The 272-nt window shown below is 36.4% G+C and carries 1 protein-coding gene; it reads right to left on the bottom strand.

The window, feature by feature from the left end; all coding sequences use genetic code 11:
- Positions 1 to 216, bottom strand: a 216-nt coding sequence (locus tag SB725_RS31305) for a hypothetical protein (RefSeq protein WP_410923298.1), incomplete at its 3' end; no start/stop codon positions are given.
- Positions 217 to 272 lie beyond the last annotated feature (56 nt).

The raw sequence follows: 272 nt of genomic DNA on the forward strand, positions 1-272 counted from the left end.
CTCGTCAGTTTGCACTTCTCCAGTCCCCTTTTCTCCGTGTCTATTGTTACCAACAAACCATGCATAACCATTATCATCAATATATGCAGTGCTCGAAAAACTATCGGCGAATTGATTTATTTTTATATTGTCACTTATCAAAACTGGTTGATAGAAGTAAGAGGAATTTCCCCCATTCGAACATTTTTCACATTTAGTTGTAGATAGCCCCCACATGTATAAATCTCCATCGTTGGTATTAACTGAAAACGCATTAACCTTGTTAACTTTTG

This window comes from Pseudomonas sp. SIMBA_041 (assembly GCF_046535095.1).
Taxonomy (GTDB): Bacteria; Pseudomonadota; Gammaproteobacteria; order Pseudomonadales; family Pseudomonadaceae; genus Aquipseudomonas; species Aquipseudomonas mucoides.